Origin of the sequence: Pseudomarimonas salicorniae (genome assembly GCF_023156535.1) — a bacterium.
Classification (GTDB): domain Bacteria; phylum Pseudomonadota; class Gammaproteobacteria; order Xanthomonadales; family Xanthomonadaceae; genus Pseudomarimonas; species Pseudomarimonas salicorniae.
Map to the genome: position 1 here is coordinate 147,331 of NZ_JALNMH010000003.1, position 19,684 is coordinate 167,014.

At 69.2% G+C, this 19,684-nt stretch carries 10 protein-coding genes; 2 read left to right on the forward strand and 8 right to left on the reverse strand.

The window, feature by feature from the left end; all coding sequences use genetic code 11:
* Positions 1-38: 38 nt before the first annotated feature.
* The 6 genes from M0G41_RS04980 to M0G41_RS05005 all read right to left on the reverse strand — a co-directional run bounded on the left by M0G41_RS04980 (position 39) and on the right by M0G41_RS05005 (position 11,890).
* Positions 39-173, reverse strand: a complete 135-nt coding sequence (locus M0G41_RS04980; RefSeq protein WP_248205929.1) for a DUF2075 domain-containing protein — start codon at positions 171-173, stop codon at positions 39-41.
* 532 nt (positions 174-705) lie between these two features.
* Complete coding sequence (locus M0G41_RS04985) at positions 706-3,069, reverse strand: HEAT repeat domain-containing protein (RefSeq protein WP_248205932.1); 2,364 nt, start codon at positions 3,067-3,069, stop codon at positions 706-708.
* Positions 3,066-4,244 carry a caspase family protein gene (locus M0G41_RS04990; protein ID WP_248205935.1) on the reverse strand — a complete coding sequence of 393 codons (1,179 nt, stop codon included), beginning with the start codon at positions 4,242-4,244 and terminating at the stop codon, positions 3,066-3,068. Before M0G41_RS04990 ends, M0G41_RS04985 begins: the two co-directional genes overlap by 4 nt.
* Positions 4,241-7,858: a caspase family protein gene (locus tag M0G41_RS04995; RefSeq protein WP_248205937.1), complete on the reverse strand. Its 3,618-nt coding sequence runs from the start codon at positions 7,856-7,858 to the stop codon at positions 4,241-4,243. Before M0G41_RS04995 ends, M0G41_RS04990 begins: the two co-directional genes overlap by 4 nt.
* 703 nt (positions 7,859-8,561) lie before the next feature.
* Complete coding sequence (locus M0G41_RS05000) at positions 8,562-11,255, reverse strand: putative bifunctional diguanylate cyclase/phosphodiesterase (RefSeq protein ID WP_248205940.1); 2,694 nt, start codon at positions 11,253-11,255, stop codon at positions 8,562-8,564.
* A gap of 188 nt (positions 11,256-11,443) precedes the next feature.
* Positions 11,444-11,890 carry a type II secretion system protein GspG gene (locus tag M0G41_RS05005; protein ID WP_248205942.1) on the reverse strand — a complete coding sequence of 149 codons (447 nt, stop codon included), beginning with the start codon at positions 11,888-11,890 and terminating at the stop codon, positions 11,444-11,446.
* A 215-nt stretch (positions 11,891-12,105) separates the two neighbouring features.
* Here M0G41_RS05005 and M0G41_RS05010 point away from each other — a divergent pair, with 215 nt between their 5' ends.
* The gene (locus tag M0G41_RS05010) at positions 12,106-13,455 is read left to right on the forward strand and encodes an amidohydrolase family protein (protein WP_248205946.1); all 1,350 of its coding nucleotides are present in this window, start codon (positions 12,106-12,108) and stop codon (positions 13,453-13,455) included.
* Positions 13,456-13,506: 51 nt separating this feature from the next.
* A complete protein-coding gene (locus M0G41_RS05015) occupies positions 13,507-13,947 on the forward strand; it encodes a tellurite resistance TerB family protein (RefSeq protein WP_248205947.1) in 441 nt (146 codons plus the stop codon).
* Positions 13,948-14,990: 1,043 nt separating this feature from the next.
* On the opposite strand, the gene M0G41_RS05020 is transcribed toward M0G41_RS05015, so the two are convergent.
* The gene (locus M0G41_RS05020; RefSeq protein WP_248205951.1) at positions 14,991-19,136 is read right to left on the reverse strand and encodes a PAS domain S-box protein; all 4,146 of its coding nucleotides are present in this window, start codon (positions 19,134-19,136) and stop codon (positions 14,991-14,993) included.
* Complete coding sequence (locus M0G41_RS05025; RefSeq protein ID WP_248205953.1) at positions 19,123-19,659, reverse strand: methanogen output domain 1-containing protein; 537 nt, start codon at positions 19,657-19,659, stop codon at positions 19,123-19,125. The genes M0G41_RS05020 and M0G41_RS05025 overlap by 14 nt, the downstream gene beginning before the upstream one ends.
* Positions 19,660-19,684 lie beyond the last annotated feature (25 nt).

Sequence of the window (19,684 nt, forward strand, 5' to 3'; positions counted from 1 at the left end):
GGATTGCCGACGCATCGGCTTAACAGCCCGAAGATGCTTCAGGCGGAACTGGCCTCGCGCTCTGGGCTCCGTGATGCCCAACCGGCTTGCGGCGCGGAGAGCGCAGATCGGAAACGGTCGGCAAGCGCACTGTCCACGCAGTAGACGTAGCAACCCTTCAGCCCCCTGGTCATCAGGGTTCGGTAGGTGTTGCGGATGATCCGGTCGACGCCGGAAAAGGTGCCGTCGGGCTCCCCTCCCGTACGAGGAGCACAAGGGCCTCACTGACGATCTGCGCCTGTGGAACCGCGCGCTCTCCCCCGCCGCCCCGAGGCCCCCGCCGGCGGTGCGCGCCCGTTGAAAGAAGTGAAGGCCCCGATGCATCGATCCTGGAACCCCCACCAAGCGTCGGCGCAATGCTGGTTCCTGGGGAAGGACCGGTTTCGGCCAGGAGTGAGCGTAGCGGAAGGTGAACTCCGGGCGCGAAGCAGACATTCCACAACACCCGAATGTAGGAGCCAGCTTGCTGGCGATCGTCCCATCCGGGGCGCCTATCGCCAGCAAGCTGGCTCCTACAGCGGGACCGGGGCGAATGCGAACTTCGCGCCCGAAGCTCGCATCGGCGACGGCTCACTCCGGGTCGGAATGCGCCGATCGACTGCCGATTCGGCTCAGTGACCGATGGGGCTACGATGGACCCATTGGATATCGGCGTAATGGCTTCCCTCAATCTCCCCTCTCCACCTCGTACTGCCTGACCGACTCGGCCACGCTTTCGCGCAGCGCCTGGTCGGTCTTGTCGTCGCGGGCGATTTCGCGGAGGCGGGCGTTGACGCGGGGGTCCTGGATGCTTTGCTGCAGCTGCTGGGCGCTGGCGGCGGTGACCTGGGCGTCGGGGTCGCGGGTGAGGCGGATGAGTTCGTCGCGGGTGCCTTCGTCCTTTGTGTCGAGGCCCTGGATGGCGAGCACGCGCAGGCTGGGGTCGTCGCCCTTGGCTGCCCTCAGCAGGGCCCTTTGCGCGCCTGGGGACTCGTAGCCGCGGAGGATGGCGACGGCGGTGGAGGGGCCGATCTTCAGGGCGCTGCGCTGGCCGTTCGCTGCGCGAATCAGGTCGCACTCCAGGCCGGGCACGCGGATCTCGGTGATGGTGTCGAGGGCGCTTCGACGCAGGGCGGCGTTGGGTGAGGCCAGCGCCTCTCGCAGCAGGGCCTCTCCGCGCGGGTCTTCGCTGCGGGCGGCGATGCCGAGTGCCGCCTGGCGGATCGGCAGGGCCGTTTTGGGCGCGGTGGCGATGCGTTCGATGGCGGGGTCGTAGCGGCTGAGCGCGGCGGCGACCGAGAGCGCTTCGGCGGAAAGCGAGGGATTGGATTCGGCGGCGGCATCGAGCACCGGGCCGACGGCGATGGCCTCGTTCCAGCGGCCCAGCACGCGCAGGGCGGCGACGCGCAGCAGGTCCGGCGTGTCGGGCCGGGTCAGCGGGACGATGGCGGCGGAGTTGCCGGCCGGCAGTCCTTCGAGCGCCAGCAGGGCGGCATCGCGCACGGCGAGGGGTTCTGAGGGGTTGCTGGCATAGGGCTCGATCAGCGGCGCGGCGCGCGGGCCGGTGCGGCCCAGCGCCCAGAGCGCGGCCGCGCGAACATCGGGCGATGGGCCGTTTGCCGCCTGCTCGCGGAACACCGCGTCCACCTCGCGCGGCGGTGCGTCGCCATCAAAGGCCTTGCCCAGCGAGTACAGGGCCACCTGCCGCACCTCGGCGGTCGCGTCGCTTTGCGCGAGACGGACCAGCAGCGGCTGCACCGGTGCACGGTCGCTCCAGGGTGCCAGCCATAGCGCGGCCTCGGCGCGCAGGGCGGCGCTCGGGTCGCGGGTGAGGCGCAGGGCCTGCTGCGCCACCGGATGGTCCAGCGAAGGATCGGCGGCCGAGGCGAACTCCTTCTTCAGGGCATTCCAGGCGGCCAGCCTGACCGGCAGCGGCTCGGACGGGTCGCTGAGCGTGCGCCCGGCGTCGTTGCCCGCGGGCAGCAGCTCACGAATGGCGGCGGAAAGCCGCGGCGGCGCGCTGGCCAGCACCCGCTCCAGCCGTTCGGCGGGCAAGGCGTGCTCGATGCGGGCGGCGGCCTTCAGCGCCGCGACCCGCAGCGACTCGGCGCCCTCGCGCTCGATCAGATCCCAGAGCACGTCGAGGCCGGCGCGCTCGCCCAGTTCGCCGATCTTGCGGATCGCGCTGTCGCGCAGTACCGCGGGCAGGCTGGCATCGCGCGCGGCCAGGCTCAGCACCTCCAGCCGCGCGGCGGCATCGGCGGCGCCTTGACGGCCGAGGGAGAGGATCGGCGCGGCGCGCTCGCGCAGCGACAGGCTGCCGTCGCGCAGGGTGGCCAGCGCCCGCTGCGAGGTTGGCAGCGGCTCAAGGGCCAGGTCGGGATTGCCGTCGAGGAACTCGGGCTCGATCGAGACGGTCACCCTGCCCTCGCCCTGCCGGCGGATCAGCTCGGCCAGCGTTGGCGGTTCCACCGCCTTGCCCTCGGTTCCGGCGTCGATTGCGGCGATGACGGCGTCGATGCCGCGCTGCGGATCGCCGGCGCAGTAATGCAGGGCGACGCGGCGGCGACCGAGGCTCATCGGGTCGGCCGGCATCGGCGTCAGGTCGGTTCTGCTGCGGCAGGCCGGCAGGATGCGCAGGCTGGCGCCGACCGGAAGCGCTGAAACGACCTGTTCGAAGCGGGCCAGCGACAGCTGCAGGGTGAGGTCCGCATCGTCGTAGTCCGGGGTCAGGATCACCGGGCCTGCGCCAGAGTGCGTGCTGCGGCCGAGCACGATGAGGATCAGCCCGTCGCGCGGGCCGAGCCGCCGGCCGAGGGCGTCGAGCTGGCTGCGGATCCGCCGGCTGCTGGCGGTATCCCCGGCCAGCAGTTCCACCGAATCCACGGCGTAGCCATTACGCAGCAGGCTGGCCAGGCGCTGCCCGGCCTGCTCGTCTTCGGGCATGGGCACGACGACCAAGGCGTGGGTCTGGCGCGGCGCGGGGGCCATGGCCTGGGCGGCGGCGCCGATCAGGGCGGCCAGGATCAGGACGGCAAAGGTTCTGTTCATGACGGCGCCACCAGCTCGCTGAGGATCGTCTGCAAGCGCTGCGCCCGCACCGGCGCGCTGTCCGCGCGGTACTGCCGGGTCAGCTCGCGCACCGCGCGCACGGTTTCGATGTCGATGGGCTCGACCAGCTCGCCGAAGTCGGCCCAGCGCTGCAGCACCTCGCGGCAGTGCTCGAAGGCGCTCGTGGCCAGCAAGCCGCTGGCGTGCCAGGTGTCCAGCTCGGCCAGCAGCAGGGTCACCTCGCGCTCGACCTCGTCCGGGCCGCTCAGCTCGCGCAGGAACGGGTAGTAGACCGTCTCTTCGCCGACGCTGATGTTGCGATTGAAGTAGACGTCCTGGACGAAGTCGGGGCGGCCCAGCTCGCGGGTGGTGCGCGGCACGAAGGCGGCCAGCTCCTGGATCGAGATCAGTCCGGGGCTGCCGTCCTCGACGGCGGGATCGCGCAGGGCGCGCAGGAAGGCAGCGGTGAACAGGCCATGGCCGTCCTTGACCGTCTCGTGGGCGACGCCGCGGGAGGCGGCGATGAACAGGGCGCCGCCGACACGCTGGCTGATCATCGGCGCGCGCTCGCCGAGCGCGATCTGTCGCGCCTTGTGTCCGCCGTGATTGGCGTTCGGGGCCGGCTGCGCGGGAAGGGCCTCTTCCGGGGCGCGGACGATATCGCGCAGCCGGGCCAGGGTGGCCTCGTCCATGCCGGCCGAGAAGCAGTGGTCGAGCATGACGATCTTGTAGCGGGCGTCGATGTCGGCCACGTAGTCGAGCAGGTGCATGACGCGCAGCCCGGCGAGGTCCGGGTGCTCGGGCTTGCCGTCATGGTTGAGCCAGTAGGTGGTGCCGGTCTTCGGGCCGAGTACGCCGTGGCCTGCGTAGTAGATGAGCAGGGTGTCCTGCGGCCCGACCTCGTCGGCAAGACGCAGCAGCTCGAGCAGGATCCGCTCGCGGGTGGCGTCGGCGTCCTGCAGCGGGGTGACCACGAAGCCCTGGTACTCCAGGGCGTTCTTCATCGCCTTCATGTCGGCCACGGCGAAGCTCAGCTCGGCGTCGGTGTGCTTGTACTTGTCGACGCCGATCACCACGGCGAACTTCTGCGGTGGCCGCTCGGCCATCGCCGACCCGGCCGCCACGCAGCCGGCGGCCAGAAGCAGCGCGCACAGCGTGCGGACGGCCGCGCTCATGGCGCGCGCCTGAGCGCCGCGCGCAGCTCGCGGGACAGATCGAGGCGGGCCAGGGCCCGGCCGGCCGCCGGCGCGGCGCCGCTGCTGCGGGTGGCGGCCACCAGCTGGTCGAGCGAGTCGCGGACGTCCTCGTCGGTGGTGTAGTGGTAAAGGATCTCGGTCTCGTAGCGCTCGGCACCGGTCGGGGTCTCGAACAGGCTTCGGTAGTCGGCCTCGATGCGGTCGCTCGCGGTGCCCTCGGGATAGAGGCTGGCGAACAGCGGCAGCGTGCCCCGCGGTGTCGGCGCCGCACGCGCCGCGCCATTCGACAGCGGTCGCTCAAGCAGGGCGCGGGCATTGACGATGCCGGCGCCGTAGGCGCGCGGTCGCCAGACGCGGGTGTCGGGGCACTGGACGCCTTCCGGGATGGTCTGGTCCGGTCGCCAGGCGGTCTCGGCCAGCGCGCGGCGCAGCTCGGCGGTGAGCTGGCCGCTGGCGACCAGGGCATCCAGCGCCGGACCACGATGATGAGCCAGCCACAGGGCGGCGACGCCGGCGGTGGTGCCGGTGGCAAAGGTGGTGCCCTTGCCCATCTCGATGACGAAGTCGTCCTTGTCGAAGGTGGCCCGCCAGACCGCCTCGCCCGGGGCAGCGATGTCGACCGCGCTGCCCAGCGAGGCGCCGCGCCACAGCGCGCAGCTGGGATTGACCGCGGTCACCGCGATGGTCTCATCGAAGCGCGCCGGCCAGACCACGGTCTTGACCTGGTTGCCGGCCGCGGCCAGCAGCGGGATGCCCTTCTTCTCCAGCGCCCGGACCGCCTTGTGCAGGGCCCGCGAGGGCGGCCCACCCATGGCCAGCGAGACCATCCGGATGTCGCCGCGACGACCCTCGGCGATGTCGTTCAGCGCCTTGACCAGGCGCTCGCTGTTGAATACGACTACCGACTCATGCACCCGCAGCGGCACCAGACGCGCGCCCTGGGCGACACCGGTGACGCAGCGGTCTCTGTTCTCCAACTCGCTCGAACAGCCGGGCGGGCTGATGATGACGCTGGAGGCAGCGGTGCCGTGCCCGGGGTTGTGCAGGAAGCCCTCGGTGCGCGGATCGAAGGCATCGCCCTCCCCGCTCATGTAGTTCCAGTCGTGATCCAGGTCCAGCGGGCCGGTGCGCGCGGCGGCATCCAGCCAGCTTTCCGGGTGCAGGGTGTAGCCGGTGTCGGGATGGCCGATCAGCACACCGGCGGCCTCCTGCCCGGCCTCGGCGCCGCTTTCCCGACGCAGCGCCCAGGCGGCGGGCACCTGGGTGTAGCGGTGGTTCCAGAGGTCGTCGTCCTTGGCGATGGGATCGTCACCGCCGCCGCTGCTGCGCGCGCCGACCAGGTCCGGGTCCTCGTCGGGGACGGCAACGGTCAGCAGCGGCTCGGCGTAGACCGCGCCCAGCTCGGCGCCGGCGGCGTAGGCGTCGGAGAAGGCCTGGCCCACCGATTTGCTGTCGGTGCCGACGGGGCCGCGGGCGCTCAGCCGGTCGGCAGCCACCGCGAAGACCGTGCCGCTGGCATCCAGGGCCTCGACCTCGGCGCAGGAAGGCTGGCCGGGGACGACGCACAGCGCCGGCCGCCCGATGACCCGGGCACGCAGGGTCTCGGCCTCGGTGGGCTCGGCGAAATGCAGCGCGATGCGCGGCTGCTCGAGCAGCGGGCGCGCGGCCAGCACGCGGACCTGGGTCCGGGCCGTGCTCCACTCGCTGAGCGGCCGGGTCTGCATGGCCCGCGGCAGCGCGGTGGCATGCTCGGCGATCAGCCGCGCCAGGTCGCTGCTGACGCAGGGCGGCTGGGCGCAATCGCTGCCGAGGCGCGACTTCGCCGAGCGGATGGCCTGCTGCTCGAAAACCCAGCCGGGAAACTCCTCGGTCGCGGCGATCACCATCAGCGTGTCATCGACATGGGCGCGCCCCGGCGGCACCGAGAAGACCGCCGGAATGGCCGGCGTGCGCGACTGTGCGGGCAGCTTTTCGGCGCGGCCGTCGGGGGGATAGGCGACGGCGATGCTGCCATCCGAACTGAGGTCCAGCAGCACGAACCAGACGGCCTTGGGCGAGAGGTTCTCGATGTGCAGGAAGACGTTCTCGCCAGCGGCGACGCTGTCGGGCGCCGGCGATTCGCCGACGGTGGCGCTGCGCCCGATATGCAGTCGCACCGGCAGCCGCGAGGCAGGGTTGGAGAACGCGGCGATCGAGCGCCAGCGCGCCCAGTCGTGCAGCTGCCCGGCCAGCCGAGCCGCGGCATCGGGCTCATCGACGGCGACGGTGCGGGTCAGCAGGCTGCCGTCCTCGCCGACGATGCCGAGGAAGCCACCCTTGGCCACCACACGCAGATTCGCCGAACAATCGACCAGGGCCAGCGAGGGCAGCTTGGCGACCTCCTCGCGGACGGCCGCGGCGAGCTCATCCGGCAGCGAAGCCTCGATCTGCACGCGGGTCGCCTCGGCACCGAAGGCCCCGGCGATCAGGCGGGCGCGCGAGTGCGGCGCGATCTCGGCCGGCGCTGACAGCCGCGCCGTGGCCCGGGCACCCACCACATCGGTGACCGTGGCCTCGGCCACCGCGCGGGCCGCCGTGAAATCGTTGGTGCCGGGCGGGAAGATCTCGACCCGGGTGCCGGCAAGCAATCCGGAGGGCGCGCCGCCCTGCAGCACGACCTCACGCTCGCCCTTGGGCTCGGCCAGCACGTAGGGCGCGGTCGGCACTACCGTCACCCCGAATACCGCCCGCTCCAGCCCGCCACCCTCGAAGCGCGGATGCTGCCGCGGGAAACGCGCGCTGACCCGGGCGCTGACCTGGTCTTCCAGCGAACGGTAGTTGGACAGGGTCTGCGAAGACAGCACGCTGACCAGGGCGTGGGTCAATGCGCCGTAGGTTTCCCCATTCTCGAACACGGTCTCGTAGGCGTATTCGTCGGGCTGCGCGCCGGCAATGGTGGCGATCTCGGGCAGCCGGTCGGACAGCGCACTGGCGTCGGTCTGCGCGATCGGCTCAAGACCGCGATCAACAAAGCGCCGCGTGGCGACGGACGAGAAGCGGGTATTGGTGCCGGAGTGGCAGGAATCCGAGATGAAGGTCAGCAGCGGCGTCCTCGCCGAGATCGCCGCCAGACGCTGGCCCAGCTCGTCGTCGCGGATGTCGCCCGCGCCGTCAAGGCTGGCGTCATGCGGCACCAGGGTCTCGTCGAGGCCGTCGGTTTCGTCTCCGTCCTGGTCACGCACGACCGAGCCGTGTCCGGAATAGTAGACGGCCACCACGTCGCCCTCGCGGCTGCGCTCGGCCAGCGCATCCAGCGCGGCGAGGATGCCGGCGCGGGTGGCTTCTTCATCGACCAGACGCACGATATCGGTGAAGCCGAAGGTCTCATTGCCGAACAGCGAGGCCATGATGGCGACGTCATTGGACGGCCCGTTGAGGTCGCTGATGCCGTCATCGGCGTAGTTGCCGACGCCGATCAGCAGCGCGCGTCGGGTCGGCGTGGTCTCGGCCGGCGGCGCCGGCTGGGTGCCGGGATCCGGCGGCTGGGCCTCGGAATGGCAGCCGGGCATGGCCAGCGCCAGGAATGTCAGTACCAGGACAATGCTTCGCTTCATGATGCGTCACCCCCGAAAGGCCGCCCCCGAAAGGGCGTTGCTGTCGGCCTGGCGATCTCGGACCTGTGGCCCACGCTCCTGGCGTATCGCCCGGCGTTGGCGAGGGAACCCCTGGTGTGAGCGCTACGTCCAGTGCGGCACCACGTCCGTGGCAGGTGGCCGATGTCGGGGCCTGCGCATCCGGCGCCGTGGGCCGCCCGGTGGACCCGGACGCTTGCCTCCGGGAACTACGCCCCGCAAGCGCTCTCGCACTTCCTCGCCCGAAGTGCGATTCCAGCATGCGCCTCATCGCGGCCCGGCAAAAGAGCGTTCCAATTGGTCGATTCTATTGGCTTTGAAGTCACGAACAGGCAGATCAATCGAAGTGACGGTCTGCGGCTCTATACACCCACTTTCAGCATTCAGCTCAATCGTTTCGCTGATGTTCGCTTGGCGAGCAACTGCGTCGGAACACGGGCCGTTTGCGCGGGTTTCTCGAAAAACGGAGCAACCGGGAGCCGTTCGTCGGAAACTTCGCCTTGTCGGCCGCCGTCACGGCAGCCGACCAAGCATCCGGCGTTCCGGCGCATGGGAAGGCAGCGACGCCCGGTGAGCGCGGCCGGAGAATCACTCAAGGGGTGAGAGCGGCATGCCCACATCCCCACACTCCCCTGCGCCCCTGTGGTGCGGCGAGGGCGCTCAGCGCAGCGCCACGACGATCTGGCTAGACGTGCCCGGAGATGGCGCCGGCATCGGCGGACAACCACCGCGCGGCGAACTCCTCGGGAGGAACCGGCCGGCCGAGCAGATAGCCCTGCAGGAGGTCACAGCCCATGCCGGGCAGCACGCTGCGCTGTTGCTCGGTCTCGACGCCTTCGGCGACGACTTCCAGGTCCAGCACCTTGGCCATGGAGATGATCATTTCAACCAGGGCGCGCTGGCGGGCATCGGTGCAGAGCTCACTGAGGAAGATGCGATCGAGCTTGATGATGTCGGCGGGCACCCGGGTCAGGTGGACGAGCGATGAGAATCCGGTTCCGAAGTCGTCGAGCGCGACGCGGACGCCGCTGTCACGCAGACTGGCAATGTCCTCGCGCACGCGCGGAAGCTCGCTGGCGGCCACCGACTCGAGGATCTCGACCTCGAGCCTCGAGGCCGACAGTCGGTACTTCCCGAGGGTTGTCCTCACGCGGGCCGGCACCGGCGTCCGTTCGAACTGCACGGGCGAGAAATTGATCGAGACCGGAAAGGCCCGGTAGCCCTGCTGGTCCCACTCATGCATCTGCGCACAGGCGCGATCCAGGACCCACTCGCCCAGCCAGGTCCCGAGGCCCATCTCGTCAAGCAGGTCGATGAACTGGCCCGGCATCACCAGCCCGCGGCGGGGTGACTGCCAGCGCAGCAAGGCCTCGGCGCCGGCCAGGCGACCCGTACGTGCGTGGAACTTCGGCTGGTAGTGAAGCAGCAGCTGCCCGCCACCGACAGCCTCGCGCAACTCCTGGCTGAGCTCGAAGCGTTCCCGGGTCAATGCGCTGATATTGCTGGTGTAGAAGCAGAAGTCACCGATCTCCCGCCGCTTCGACTCGTACATGGCCTCATCGGCCATCTTCAGCAGCTCTTCGTGACTCGAGGCATTCTCGGGATAGAGCGCGATGCCGATGCTGGCCGGCGCCACCAGCTGGCGGTCTCCCAGCTGGAAAGGCTCGGCAAGGATGCGGCTGAGATCACGTGCCATGCGGTCGACCGTGAAGTAGGCGGTATCGCGGGCCAGACCGGGGACCAGCACCACGAACTCATCGCCGCCCAACCGGGCCACGGTATCGCTCTGGCGCATGCGACTTCGCAGGCGCTGCGCATACTCGACCAGCAGGCTGTCTCCCCGGGAATGTCCAAGCGAATCATTGACCTGCTTGAAGCCGTCGAGGTCGATGAAGAGCAGCGCCACGCTGGTACCGGAGCGGTCGGCATGGGCGATGGACTGTTCCATCCGATCCTGGAGCAGGTGGCGGTTCGGCAGGCCCGTCAGCGAATCGTAGTGCGCCTGCTTGAAGAGCATGCGTTCACGGGCGATGCTCGATGCGCCGATCGCAACGCGATCGGCGAGACTGCGCCCGGCTTGGAAGATGTCGGCCAGGTGCTGCGGGGCCTGGGCGAAACCGAGCAGCAGGAGGCTGTCGAGGCGACCGCCGACGTAGGCAGGAAACACGCAAAGAAGCGAAAGCGCTGCCTCGCCGAGCGCTTCCCGGCTGGCAGGCGACAAGAGGTCGGGGTCCACCTCCTTGCCGCCGCCTGCGACCCGCAGTGAGGAGACTTCATGCGCGTCGAGGGCAATCCGCCGCAAACCAGGGGATTCGCCTCCGGCCGGCGCGAACAGGACACCCGACCCGTCCTCGTCGACCACCACCAAGCCCGGCCTGGCCGCGGGAATGGCCCTGCCGACGCCTTGCAGGAGCGTCTCGACCACCGGCTCGCGCTCGGAGGAGGCCAGGATGGCCCGGTCGAGCCGCGAGAGCAGTTCGAACATGTGGAACTTCCGCTCGATGTTCGAAGCCATCCCGTCGAAGGCCTGACCGAGCTGGCCGAACTCGTCAGCGCCTGCCACATGGGCCCGCGCCGACAGCTCGCCTGCCGCCAGTCGCCGGGCGCTGGCCTGCAACCGGTCCAGCGGCTCCATCTGCTGCCTGATCTGGTTGATCGCAAGCGCTGCCGCGAGAGCGATCGCGAGGATCACGACCGCGGTGAATGCCAGGCGGAAACGTGTCAGGTTCTCGAGCGCGAGTCGCTTCGGAGTCGCCACCATGACCACGAACCCCGGACTGTCCAGCGTCGGCAGATAGCGCGCATGCCAGAAACCGAGCAGATAGTCCGTGCCGCGGAAGCGATGCTCGCTGACCACCTGGTTGATCGTGCTGCTGGCGGATGGAACCACCGCCCCGTCGAGACGGGCCATATCCGGGGAGCAATGCAGCACTTCCCGTTGCGTGCTGAACACGCAGAAGTGCTCGGGAACGAAATCGTTGTTCCAGAAGGTCTGCGCGTCGACCCTCGCTGCGAGTCGGCCTTGCTCACCGGGCAGGGTGCGCAGGAGCTCCGGGGCCTGCCCCTCAGTCAGCCTCAGGCGATACGGGGCGTCCTGCATGGCCGCCGTCACCACATGCGGTTCCAGCGCCATATGACTGAAACCGGAGACCGCGTCCGGTACGGCACCAGCGCTCTGCTCGAGGGAGAGGTCCAGGCGTCCGGCGTGCCGGTTGAGGCTCTCGACCAGACTCATGCCATAGGCTTTGCCGTCGCGGGTAAGCTGGTGGTGGGCCGCGTCGATCAGCAGCTCGCCCACGACCTGGTGCGAGTACCAGGCCAAACCCGCGATCGGGAGCAGCGCCGCCAGCAGAAACCGGGTGAACAGGCGGCGACCCACTCGACTTTGCAGATGGGGCTGCAGCAAGGCCTAGCGTCCCGTCATGGCGTCACGGCACGGCGCTCGCCCGGCCCGCGCCAGCAAGGCCGACTCCGTCGTCCCGACCAAGGGCCGGCCCTGCCCTCTCCCCTCGGCTCGCCGCAGCGAGGAGCCCGACGATCTGCGCAAGCGGGGGCCAGGGCCGAACATCAGTGGTCCTCTGCCCTGCCGATGAAGCTTCCGTTGCCGGCGCGGACGATATCGTCGCGGGCCTTGCGGGCGGTAAGCTGGGTTTGCGTCTCGCCGTCAGGTCCAGTGCTGTACAGATCGAAATCCCGATTCAGGGGATTGAGGTTCTTGTCCCTGCGCACCTTGCCTGTGGGTGGAGGGGGCTTCACGGCAATGGCGAGATAGCGGTAAGGCCTGCCCCAGGGGTCGATCAGGGGCGGATTGCCGGGCAGGTCGTCCAGGGTCGGGGGCCATCGGCCCAGCACCGTTCTGCGCCGCTCGAGCGCCATCGAGATCTCGGCGATATCAGCGACCGCGCGGCTGGTTCTCGCCTTGTCGACAGCATCGCGATACATGGGAACGGCAATCAGCGCGACAGCGGCCGCCGCTCCCAGGGCAAGCAGAAGCTCGATCAGGGTGAATGCCACCTGCCTCGATCGAAACCCTCGACTTGACACGCAGCCACCTCCAGAGGCCCCTCGCCCGGGGCCAGTTGCACGGCATGAGTGTAGGGCCACAGCGCCCCAAGCGGTACCTGCATCGTCGCGATCGTCCTGCGCGATATCCAAAGAGCAAAGTGCGCCCGAACTCGCCCCGACAAGCACGAGGCTATGCTGTGCCCTCCCTGCACTGGAGGCCTGCCATGCGCGCCTGCCTGCTGATTCTCCTTGCGCTGATGACGACGAGCGCGGAGGCAATACCGGTCGTTCTGCACGATGTCACCCTGATTCCGATGGACAGCGAACGCAGCGTTCCCGGCCAGTCGGTGCTGGTCCGCAACGGCCGCATCGTCGAGATTGCCGAGGCGGCGAACTACGAGCCGCCGGCCGATGCTCTGCATGTGGAAGGCAAGGGCCGCTGGCTGATGCCGGGGTTGGCCGAGATGCACGCCCACATACCACCGGTGTCGCAGCAGGCCGCCCTGCGCCGTGTGCTGGAGCTGTTCGTCAGCCAGGGCGTGACCACGGCGCGGGGCGTGCTCGGCGAGCCCGGACACCTCGCTCTGCGCGATGAACTGGCGCGCGGTGAGCGCATCGGGCCGCGGCTGTTCACCTCGGGGCCCTCGCTCAACGGCAACAGCGTCAAGGACCCGCTGCAGGGCCGTGAGGCAGTGCTGGCGCAGAAGCAGGCCGGCTATGATCTGATCAAGCTGCATCCCGGCCTGTCCGCCGCGAGCTACCAGGCCATCATGGCCGCGGCGCGCGAACAATCGATGCCGGTTACCGGCCACGTATCGGCCGAGGTCGGGCTGATGCAGGCGTTGCAGGAGGGCCAGCACTGCATCGAGCACCTCGACGACTATGTCCGCGCGCTGGCGCCGGACGACTCTCCGGCACGGACCGGCGACCCCGGCTTCTTCGGTCTGAATGCGGTCGCTGCTGCCGACGCCGCGCGGATCCCCCGCTTGGTCGCCGCCACCCACCAGGCCGGCACCGCGGTGACGCCGACCGAGACGCTGATGGTCAACCTGCTCGGCCGGACGCCGCTCGATGCGCTGCTGCAGCGCCCGGAGGTCCGCTACGTTCCTGCGTCGACACGGGAGCAGTGGCGCCGATCGGTGCAGGGCGCACGCAGCGAGCCCGGCTTCGATGCGGCCGCGGCGGAGCGCTTCCTGTCCCTGCGCCGGGACCTGCTGAAGGCGCTGCACGACGGCGGCGTGCCGGTGCTGCTGGGATCGGACGCGCCGCAGGTGTTCAACGTGCCGGGCTTTTCCAGCCATCGCGAGATGGCCCTGATGGTCGAGGCCGGCCTGACGCCGTACCAGGCCCTGCGCACCGGCACCGTGGTCGCGGCCGAACACCTTGGCGTCAGTCGCGAGCAGGGGCGGATCGCGGTCGGCCAGCGCGCCGACCTGGTCCTGCTCGCGGCCGATCCGCTTGAGGACATTGCCCACGCAAGCCGGATCGAAGGCGTGATGAGCGCGGGCCGCTGGTACGACCGCGCAGCGCTGGACGCCCTGCTGGCGCGGATCGAGGCCGAGGTCGCAGAGTAGGATGAACCGCCCTCACCCGAGCTTGCCACGCGATCAGGAGACTCCATCCGCATGACCGACTGGTTCCGCGCCCTCAGCGCCATCGTCAACCGCCATGAGCCCGCGGCCGAGCCACGCGCCCTGCCCCGCGCGGCGGCTGCCCTGCTGCTGGAGATGGCGGCTACCGAGGAAGGCTTCGATGCGGTGGAGCTGGACGCCGTGCATGCCGCGATGCGCCAGACCTTCGATATCGATGAGCGCGAACTCGACGCCCTGCTGGAGGAGGCCCATACCGCGCGCCGGCAGTCGGTGTCACTGTACGACTTCACCGAATCCCTGCGCCGAGGGCTCAGCCCGGGGCAGCGCGGCGACCTGGTCGAGTGGCTCTGGCGCGTCGCCTTCGCCGATCAGCGCATCGGCGATCATGAGGCGCATCTGGTACGCAAGGCCGCCGACCTGCTTGGCGTCTCGCAGGACGAGTACATCCGGCGCAAGCTGCGGGTGTTGGAGTGAGGGTCGGGCAGCTGGTGCTCTGATGCTGCCTGGCAGCGCCGGAAGACTTCCTGTCATCTTCGAGGCCTTCGCCACTCGTCCGGGATGTCTGCGGAGCAGGACCGTCTGCTGTGAAGTATCGAAGGGCCCGGCCTTTCCGGCTCAACATTCTGCTTCGCTGCGGACTACTGCCTGCTGTCGTCAGCGCAGGCAGCGATGCATTTCAGGCTTTCAGGCGCACTTCGACCACCCACAGGGGCTGGCGTGCCTGCAACCGCCATGAACCCCCTCCCGCCCCCTACGCCCCAAGGGGGGCGGATCACGGTTGAAGGTGGACACCTGCTGCGGTTCGTCGTGGTCAGCTGTTCCGGTCCGAGCTGGGCACCGATTCCGGCTGCCCTGGTCACCCGCGGAGCACCGGTGCGGCTCGCAAGCACGGAGCAGCGGAGCTGGGAAGGACCGATTCCGGCCAGGAGTGTGCGTAGCGGAAGGTGAACTCCGGGCGCGAAGCAGACATTCATAGGGTGCGGCTGGCCGCACCGGGTGTACTGTCCGAACGCCCGTATCGGTGCGCCCAAGGCGCACCCTATGGGGCTTCGCCGACGCCCAAGGAGGCCCGACTGTGGGAGCGCCCTTGGGCGCGACCGCGGAAATCCGCTCTGGCCGCGGTCTGTGGTGAATGCGTAGCGTCGCGGTCGCGCCCAAGGGCGCTCCCACAATTTGACTGCGGCAAGGTCTGCTTTGCAGCGCAAGCCGGACCTGGCAGCGACGTTGCGTGTAGGAGCCAGCTTGCTGGCGATCGTTCCGTCCGGGGCGCCTATCGCCAGCAAGCTGGCTCCTACAGCGGGGCCGGGGCGAATGCGAACTTCGCGCCCGAAGCTCGCATCGGCGACGGCTCGCTTCCGGTCGACTCTTGCCTGTCGCGTTCTGAGCACGCTGCGATGCACCGGTGTCCACGGCCACCGTTCCAGGTGACCACGTCTTCGTACTCGGTGTCCACGGCAACCGGAATGCGCAAGGGGTGGAGATGAAGCGGACTGCCCATGGGACATGGGGCGCAGGGCTTAACGGGTGGTTCGGAGCTCGGGCAGGGAGCCGAGCAGCTTGAGCAGCTCCTGGGAATCGACGGGCTTGACCAGATGGTGGTCGAAGCCGGCCTCGCGGGTGCGCTGCCGGTCTTCTTCCTGACCCCAGCCGGTCTGCGCAATGATGACCATGTCGCGCCCGGCTTCGGTGGCGCGGATGCGCCGGCAGGCCTCATAGCCATTGAGCTTGGGCAGACCGATGTCGAGGAGGATGACGTCGGGCTCGAAGCGCGCAGCGGCCTCGACGGCCTCCTCGCCATCGTAGGCTGTGCAGAGCTGGTTACCCATCATCCTCAGCATCAGGGCCAGGCTGTCAGCGCCATCGCGGTTGTCATCGACGACCAGGATGCGCAGCGCCGAGGCGTCCTCGCCCGGGCTCTCGGTCGCCGGCGTTTCTTCGGCAGGCTCGACCAGCACCGGCACCCGCACAATGAACTCGGCGCCCTGGCCAAGACCCGCGCTGCGGGCCTCGATGCGGCCGCCGTGCAGGTCGACGAGGCGCTTGACCAGATTGAGGCCGATTCCAAGGCCGCCCTGCGACTTCTCCAGCGAGCGCTCGACCTGGGAGAACATGTCGAACACCCTCGGCAGCTGCTCGCTGTCGATGCCGATGCCGGCGTCACGCACCGAGATCACCGCCTCGTCCTGCTCCTGTTCGGCGCGGACCCAGATCCGGCTGTGCGGCTCGCTGTACTTGGCGGCGTTGTTGAGCAGGTTGAGGAACACCTGGGCCATGCGGGTGGGATCGACCTCGAGCATGATCGGCCGCTCGGGCATGTCCACGCTCAGCTCGTGGCCCATCTGCTGGATCAGCGGCCGGCTGGACTCGATGGCGCTCTGCAGCACCGTGGCCAGCGCGACGCGCTCGACCCGCAGCTGCAACTTTCCGGTCGAGATGCGGCTGACATCCATCAGGTCGTCGACCAGGCGGACCATCTGGTTGAGCTGGCGGTCCATCAACTTGTGGGCCTGTTCGACCGTGCTCCAGTCGCCGCCGGCAAGGCGGATGAGCTGCAGGCCGTTGCGGATCGGCGCCAGCGGGTTGCGCAGTTCGTGGGCAAGCGTGGCGAGGAACTCGTCCTTGCGGCGGTCGGTGTCCCGCAGAGCGCGGTAGAGGCTGGCGTTGTCGATGGCTACGGCGGCGCGCTGGGCCACGTCCTCGGCCACGCGCAGATCCCTGACGTCGTACTTGCGGGCGGATTCGTCGCCCACCACGAAGGTCAGCACGCCAAGCAGCCGGCCGCGGACGCTCATCGGCACGCACATGTAGGAGCGCAGCTGGAGCTCGCGCATCATCGCGAGATGCTCGGCGTCCTGGGCCACGGTCTGCAACAGGGCGCCCGGAATATCCTCGACCAGCTCGGACCTGCCGGTACGGACCACGGCCGGGACGCCGGCGGGATCCTCTGCGGCAGGTGGATAGCGCTCGTACATCGCCCGACCGATCCGCTCGCGCTCGGGGTCGGCATGGCGCAGGGTCAGTCTGCGGGTCTTGCCCTCGCCAACCACCAAGTCCACCGCGCACCAGTCGGCGAACTGCGGCACGGCGATGTCGGCCAGCCGCATCAGGGTGGAGTCGGGATCGGTGAGCTCGGCCAGCACCGCACTGGCGCCGGCAAGGAACTGGCTGCCCTGCTCCTCGACCTTGCGCTCGTGCACGTCGCTCACCGTGCCGACAAAGCCCTGGAACACGCCGTCGCTGTTGAACCGCGGCATGGCGGCATTCACCGCCCAGCGGTAGTCGCCGTCGTGGCGCCTGAGCCGGTAATCGATGTTGAAAGGCTGGTGCGCGCGGTTGGCCTCGAGGAAGATCGCCCGGGCGCCGGGCACGTCATCGGGATGGACGGCGTCGAGCCATCCGAAGCCGACATCGCTGCCGACCGGGCGACCGGTGTACTGGTACCAGCGACTGCTGAGGTAGGTGCAATGACCGGTGGCGTCGGAGACCCACATCATCACCGGCGCGTTGTCGGCCATGTTGCGGAAGTGGGCCTCGCTCTCGCGCAGGGCCTCCTCGGCGCGCTTGCGCACGGTGATGTCCTGGACCTCGATGACCGTCCCGACCGCCTCGCCCTGCTTGTAGATCACCTGGGCATTGACCAGCACCGGGAAGTATTCACCGTTCTTGCGGATGAACACATCCTCGTGATCGCGCACCTCGCCGTTCTCGGGCAGGGCGCGGTCGATCGGACACTCCGGCATCGGGTAGGGTCGCCCGTCCGGATGATGATGATGGATGAAGTCGTGGAGGATGCCGTTCTCGACCTCTTCGAAGCGGTAGCCGGTCATCTCTTCGGCCGCGGGATTCATGAAGGTGCAGCGGCTCTTGGCGTCCATCATGAAGATCGCGGTGGTCGCGGTGTCGGTGATGCTCTTGGTGAGGTCGAGCTGGAAGCGGAGTGATTCCTCGGCGCGCTTGCGCTCGGTGAGATCGAGCATCGAACCCACCATGCGTACGGCCCGGCCCGCCTCATCGCGCACGACCCGTGCCCGGTCGTAGACCTCGGCATAGGTCCCGTCCGCGCAGCGGAAGCGGTACTCGTCGTGCCAGGCCGTGCCGCCGCTGTCAATCACGGCGTGAATGTCACGGACCACCCGATCGCGGTCGTCGGGATGGATGTGGTCGACCCACCAGCCCGCCTCCGGCCCGACCGACGCGGTCGGATGGCCGAAACGCACCTGGAGCCCCTCGTTCCAGATGACCTCATTGGTCAGCAGGTTCCAGTCCCAGATGGCGTCATTGGCCGCCTCCCCCACCAAACGGTAGCGCAGCTCGCTCTCACGCAGGGCCTGCTCGCTGCGCCGGCGCTCGATGGCGATGCCCGCGGTGCGGGCGAGGAATTCCATGACCCGCAGCTCCTGGTCGTTCGGCCGACCCGGCTTTGCTGCGTACACGGCAAAGGTGCCGAGCACCTCGCCCGCCGAGGACACGATCGGCACCGAGCTGCAGGCGCGCAGGCCGAAAGGCAGGGCCACAGCGCGGAACTCAGCCCAGAGGGGGTCCACGGCGATGTCCTCGACGAGGACGGGCTCGCCGCGATGGGCCGCGGTGCCGCAGGAGCCCATGGTCGGGCCGATCGGCACCGGGTCGATCGCTGCGGAGTACTCCTCTGGACAGCGCCCGCCGGCCGCCGGCCGCAGCTGCTTGCCGTCCTCATCGACCAGCAGGACGGTGGCGATGGTATCGCCCGCCACATGTTGCTCGATGGCAAGGCACAGCGTGTCGAGCACGCTGCCGAGATCTCCGCCGCGGACCACCTGTTCCAGCACGCTGTTCTGATTGGCCAGCAGCGACTCTTCGCGGCGTCGCTCGGTCACGTCGCGGAAGGTGAGCACGAAGCCCGCCACCTTACCCTCTCCATCGTGGATCGGCGCTGCGCTGTTCTCGATCGGTCGGCGGCTGCCGTCCCTGGCCACCAGTTCGGCGTGCTGGGGCAGGCCGACGCTGGCGCCCTCGCGCAGGGTGGCGTTCTCCAGCATGAGCCCGCTGCCAACATCGACCACGCGGAAGACCTCGTCCAGCGGACGTCCGACGGCTTCGCTGCCGGGCCAGCCGGTCAAGGCCTCCGCCACCGGGTTCATATTGGTGACCCGGCTCTCGAGATCGGTCGTGATGACCGCGTCGCCGATGCTGGCAAGCGTGGTACGCAGGCGCTCGGCCAGCTCCAGAGCCTGGTCTTCAGCCTCCCTGCGGCGACGTATCTCGTGAGCCAGCTCCTCGACGCGCAGGTTCAGCGCGATGAAGTCGGATGAGGCCTCCTGCCTGCGCAGCAGGCGCAGCATCAGGATGGGCCTGCGATCAGCCTCGCCCGCCAGCAGGAGTCCACCCTCGGCCTTGCAGGCAGCCTCGACCTTGCCCCGCAAGGTCAGCGCGCCGGGCAGCAGCTGGCGGCTGCGCGCGCAGAGTTTCAGGAAGTGGTCGACCTCATCCGCCGGCTCGGCAACCAGCTCGGCCAGCGCCCGGCCCCGGCATCCCGCGCTGTCCAGGTCCAGACTCTCGGCACAGGCGCGGTTCGAGGCAAGCACCGTGCCGTCGACCGACACCAGAAGCGTCGGCTCGGGCAACAGGTCGACAAAGGCCAGCAGCGACGGCTCCATCGCCGAGGCCGAATCAAGGCCGGACATACTCGCGCCCGGCGGCGGCCTGGGAGTCTGCGCCCGGCTTCAGGTAGATGACCACCCGGCAGCCGGCATCGCCCCGGGCGATGGCCTGTTCGATGGACACCTTGGCATAGCCGAGGTTGTCGGCGGCAATGCTGCCGAACACGTTCGAGGTCATCATGCACAGCGCCGGACGGCCGACCACCTTGTCGCCGAACGGACAGGCCCGATTTCCGAGCACGATGCGGGTTTCGTCCTGCTCGATCACGTAGAAGTCGCCCTCGATGCGCCGCTTGAGGTCGACGAGCACTTCGGCAACCTGCTCGCGGCTCAGCTCGGACACCTGCAGGGCCTGCTTGTACATGCCGTTGATCTCGGCGCCCATCTCCTGGCCGACGACGCTGACGAAGCCGGAGGCCTCCTCGAGGCCGACCACCTTCTGCAGGGTGCCGGAGAGATGGCGAAGCAGGGTGCGCATGAAGACGTCCCGCTCCAGCTGGACGGCAAGCGCTCCGGATACCGACTCGGTCTGCGAACCCTTGTTCATAGTGGACGTCCCTTCCTTGGGCGGC

Bases quoted from the DNA above. Each gene is read 5' to 3' on its own strand.
- M0G41_RS04980 (WP_248205929.1), bottom strand. From the start codon at position 173: ATGACCAGGGGGCTGAAGGGTTGCTACGTCTACTGCGTGGACAGTGCG.
- M0G41_RS04985 (WP_248205932.1), bottom strand. From the start codon at position 3,069: ATGAACAGAACCTTTGCCGTCCTGATCCTGGCCGCCCTGATCGGCGCC.
- M0G41_RS04990 (WP_248205935.1), bottom strand. From the start codon at position 4,244: ATGAGCGCGGCCGTCCGCACGCTGTGCGCGCTGCTTCTGGCCGCCGGC.
- M0G41_RS04995 (WP_248205937.1), bottom strand. From the start codon at position 7,858: ATGAAGCGAAGCATTGTCCTGGTACTGACATTCCTGGCGCTGGCCATG.
- M0G41_RS05010 (WP_248205946.1), top strand. From the start codon at position 12,106: ATGCGCGCCTGCCTGCTGATTCTCCTTGCGCTGATGACGACGAGCGCG.
- M0G41_RS05015 (WP_248205947.1), top strand. From the start codon at position 13,507: ATGACCGACTGGTTCCGCGCCCTCAGCGCCATCGTCAACCGCCATGAG.
- M0G41_RS05020 (WP_248205951.1), bottom strand. From the start codon at position 19,136: ATGTCCGGCCTTGATTCGGCCTCGGCGATGGAGCCGTCGCTGCTGGCC.
- M0G41_RS05025 (WP_248205953.1), bottom strand. From the start codon at position 19,659: ATGAACAAGGGTTCGCAGACCGAGTCGGTATCCGGAGCGCTTGCCGTC.